Genomic DNA, 3,456 nt, shown 5'->3' with positions numbered 1-3,456 from the left:
GGGCGACCTCGGTCGTCGTGGTGCCACCGGTGAAGCCGACCGCCTCGCCGGGCGAGATGAGCCCGGCGACCGCCGCGCTGATGCGCCGCTTCTCCGCCGCGCGCCGGGACGTCTTGTAGCGCAGCGGCAGCTCGTACGAGACGCCGTGCACGACCGCACCACCGCGGGTGCGTACGAGCATCTGCTGCTCGGCGAGCTGGTCGAAATCGCGCCGGATGGTCGCGGCCGAGACGTCCAGTGCCGCCGCGGCCTCCTCGACGTCCAGCCGGCCCTGCTCGACCAGCAGCTCGAGCAGCGCCTTCCAGCGGGCGTCGCGGGACATCCGCAGCTCCCTTCATCGAATGTTCGAAGGCGACCTTAGCGCACACCGCGCCCTCGCAATGCTTGAAGATGATTGAAACCAAGCGCTATCTTGCAGAAACACGCATCCAGTCGAAGGGTGAGGATGGACATGAGTCATGTCGCGAACGAGCTGGCGAGCCAGCCGGAGTGTTGGGAACGGGCCGCGGAACTCGCCGCGGGCCAGGTCGGAGTGCTTCCGGCGGCGGGCGAGCGGGTGGCGTTCGTCGGCTGCGGGACCTCCCTCTTCATGAGTCAGGCGGCGGCCGCACTGCGCGAAGGCGCGGGGCAGGGCGAGTCGGATGCGTTCGCGGCCTCCGAGTTCCCGGACGGCCGCCGCTACGACCGGGTCGTCGCGCTCACCCGCTCCGGCACCACCACCGAGGTGCTCGAACTCCTCGCGCGGCTGCGCGGCCGCACCCGTACCACCGCCATCACCGCCGACCCCGCCACGCCCGTGATGACCGCCGCCGACGAGGTCGTCGTCCTCGACTTCGCCGACGAACGGTCCGTGGTCCAGACGCGGTTCGCCACCTCCGCCCTCACCCTGCTGCGCGCGCACCTCGGACTGCACACCGACGCCGTCGTGGACGACGTCCGCGACGCGCTGGCCGAGCCGCTCCCCGAATGGCTGACCGGCTGCTCCCAGTTCACCTTCCTCGGCCGCGGCTGGACGGTGGGACTCGCCAACGAGGCGGCACTCAAGATGCGGGAGGCGTCCACGTCCTGGACCGAGGCGTACCCCGCGATGGAGTACCGGCACGGGCCGATCAGCATCACGACACGGGGCACGGCCACCTGGATGATCGGTGACGCACCGTCAGGCCTGGCCGACGAGGTGCACGCCACCGGCGGGATGTGGGTGGCAGGCGGCCTCGATCCGCTGGCCGAGCTGGTGCGGGCGCAGCGCCTCGCCGTCGCCGTCGCCGAGGCACGCGGCATGGACCCGGACCGCCCGCGTCACCTCGCCCGGTCCGTCATCCTCGCCGGAGCCTGACCGATGCCGCTCACCGATACCGCGACCCTGGTCGCCGAGGCCGCCGCGGAAGGCCGCGCCGTGGCCGCGTTCAACATCATCACGCTGGAGCACGCCGAAGCCGTCGTCGCAGGGGCGGAGGCCGCCGGCTCCCCGGTCGTCCTGCAGATCAGTGAGAACGCGGTGAAGTTCCGCTACGGGCGGGTCCGCCCGCTGGCACGGGCCGCCGCCGAGGCGGCCCAGGGGGCCGCCGTACCCGTCGCCCTCCACCTCGACCACGTCAAGAGCGGGCAGCTGCTGCGGCAGGCCGCCGACGCCGGGTTCAGCTCCGTGATGTACGACGCGGCACACCTGCCCTACGAGGAGAATCTCGCCGCGACCCGCACCGCGGCCGACTGGGCACATGCCAACGGCCTCTGGATCGAGGCCGAACTGGGCGAGGTCGGCGGCAAGGACGGCGCTCCGCCGCTGGACGCCCACGCTCCGGGTGCCCGCACCGACCCGGACGAGGCACGGGAGTTCGTGGCGGCGTCCGGTGTGGACGCCCTCGCCGTCGCGATCGGCAGCTCGCACGCCATGACGTCCCGCACGGCCGCGCTCGACCACGGGCTGCTGGCACGGCTGTCCGGGACCCTGGAGGTGCCGCTGGTGCTGCACGGTTCCTCGGGTGTGCCCGACGGAGAGCTGTCCGCGGCCGTGACGGGAGGGATCGCGAAGGTCAACATCGGGACGGCGCTGAACCTCGCGATGACCGGCGCCATCCGTGAGTACCTGGCCGCCAACGCCGACGCGGTGGACTCCCGCAGCTACCTCTCGGTCGGGCGGCGGGCGATGGCCGAGACGGTCACCCGGATGATCGGCGTCCTGCGGGCGGGAGAACCGGTGGTCCCGGTGGGTTAGGGCCTGATCCACCGGCCAGGCCCTGGCCCGAATTCGGTTGCGTGCCCGGCCGGCCGTCTGCTGGAGTGCCGGGACAATCGTCGTGCGCGCTGGAGGGTGAGATTCCGGCGGACCGGGTGCACGCCCTGGAACAGCAGGTGCCGGGGCTGACGCGCGGTGAGGGCGTCCTTGACCGCGTCTTCGAGCGGTACGCGCCGGTCAGCGGCACGGTCCCGGTCAGGCCGCGTACGGACCTCAACCCGCTCGACCGCAAGGAGTACCTGCTGCGCGTGGTGAGACGGGTCCGGTGAAGCGCGTGCGGCCCCCGGGCGAACCCCCAGTGCAGGCCAGTCCCGACACGGCCGAACCACGCAGGGCCCTCCCGGCGACACGCCGTGATCCGCGACACACTTTCCACGCCACCCGTGATCCGCGGGCGGCTGGGTGCGCTTGATGGTACGGACGCCTGTGACGCCGGGAGCCGCGAGCCGCCCGCCGCCGTACCGAACCGACAGGATTCCCATGCCACTCATGACTCTTCCGGCCCTCCGGCGCAGCGGCGCGCTCGCGCTCGCCGGCGCCGTGGCCGCCGCACTCCTGACCGGCTGCACCGGCTCTCCCGGGAAGCCGGGCTCCCCGGGGCCTTCCGGTGCGTCGGGCATGCCCGCGCCCGATGGACACAAGGGCGGCGCCGGCTCGGTCGTCCTGCGCGCCGACGCGCTGCGGACGGCATTGGTCACCCAGGCCGAAGTCCCGTCGTACCAGGCCCAGGAGAACAGCCCGCCGAGCCGGCGTCCCAAGGCCGACCGCGAAGACTGCCGAGCCCTCGCCGACATGACCGCGGCCGGTACCGCCCGCACGCCCGAGGCCGCCGACTGGGCGAACCGTTCCTTCCTGTCGAGCGGCACACCGGGCCTCACCGTGACCGTGAGTCTCTTCTCCTACGAGGGGGACGGCGCCCAGCAGACGCTCGCGGGCGTCCGCAAGGCCCTCGACGCATGCGGCGGCGGCTTCTCGACGTCCGGGAACGCCGACGGGTCCACCATCAAGTACGTCGAAGTGAAGAGCGAGAAGGCACCGGAGGGCGGCGACGAGTCGGTCGCCTGGGCGATGACCGGAACGGCCCAGGGGACGCGGATGCCCGTGCATTTCACGGCGGTGAGGGAGGGCAGGAACGTGATCGTGTTCTTCACGCTCAATCTGCTCGAGCCGGAGAAGTCGCAGCTGCCGGAGGACCTGCACGGCCGGCAGATGGGCAAACT

Annotated in this window: 4 protein-coding genes and 1 pseudogene; 4 read left to right on the top strand and 1 reads right to left on the bottom strand. The window is 72.3% G+C overall.

The window, feature by feature from the left end:
• Positions 1 to 322: DeoR family transcriptional regulator (locus ACWGI8_RS41760; RefSeq protein ID WP_453668680.1), on the bottom strand; the 322-nt coding region annotated here is incomplete at its 3' end.
• A 129-nt stretch (positions 323 to 451) separates the two neighbouring features.
• Between ACWGI8_RS41760 and ACWGI8_RS41755 the strand changes: the two genes are divergently transcribed.
• From ACWGI8_RS41755 to ACWGI8_RS41740, 4 genes and pseudogenes are all read left to right on the top strand, one after another.
• Entirely contained in the window at positions 452 to 1,336 is an 885-nt protein-coding gene (locus tag ACWGI8_RS41755) for an SIS domain-containing protein (RefSeq protein WP_453668679.1), read from the top strand.
• A gap of 3 nt (positions 1,337 to 1,339) precedes the next feature.
• Positions 1,340 to 2,215, top strand: a complete 876-nt coding sequence (locus tag ACWGI8_RS41750) for a class II fructose-bisphosphate aldolase (protein WP_453668678.1) — start codon at positions 1,340 to 1,342, stop codon at positions 2,213 to 2,215.
• Between the two features lie 74 nt (positions 2,216 to 2,289).
• A pseudogene (locus ACWGI8_RS41745) lies at positions 2,290 to 2,505 on the top strand (GTP-binding protein); the annotation flags it as partial.
• Positions 2,506 to 2,725: 220 nt separating this feature from the next.
• A partial coding sequence (locus tag ACWGI8_RS41740; RefSeq protein WP_453668677.1) for a hypothetical protein occupies positions 2,726 to 3,456 on the top strand: 731 nt, incomplete at its 3' end.

This window comes from Streptomyces sp. NPDC054841 (assembly GCF_053611045.1).
This window is presented reverse-complemented; position numbering and strand designations above follow the sequence as displayed.

What these genes read in the sequence shown, in the direction of transcription:
- ACWGI8_RS41755 (WP_453668679.1), top strand. Translation starts at nt 452, where the DNA reads ATGAGTCATGTCGCGAACGAGCTGGCGAGCCAGCCGGAGTGTTGGGAA.
- ACWGI8_RS41750 (WP_453668678.1), top strand. Translation starts at nt 1,340, where the DNA reads ATGCCGCTCACCGATACCGCGACCCTGGTCGCCGAGGCCGCCGCGGAA.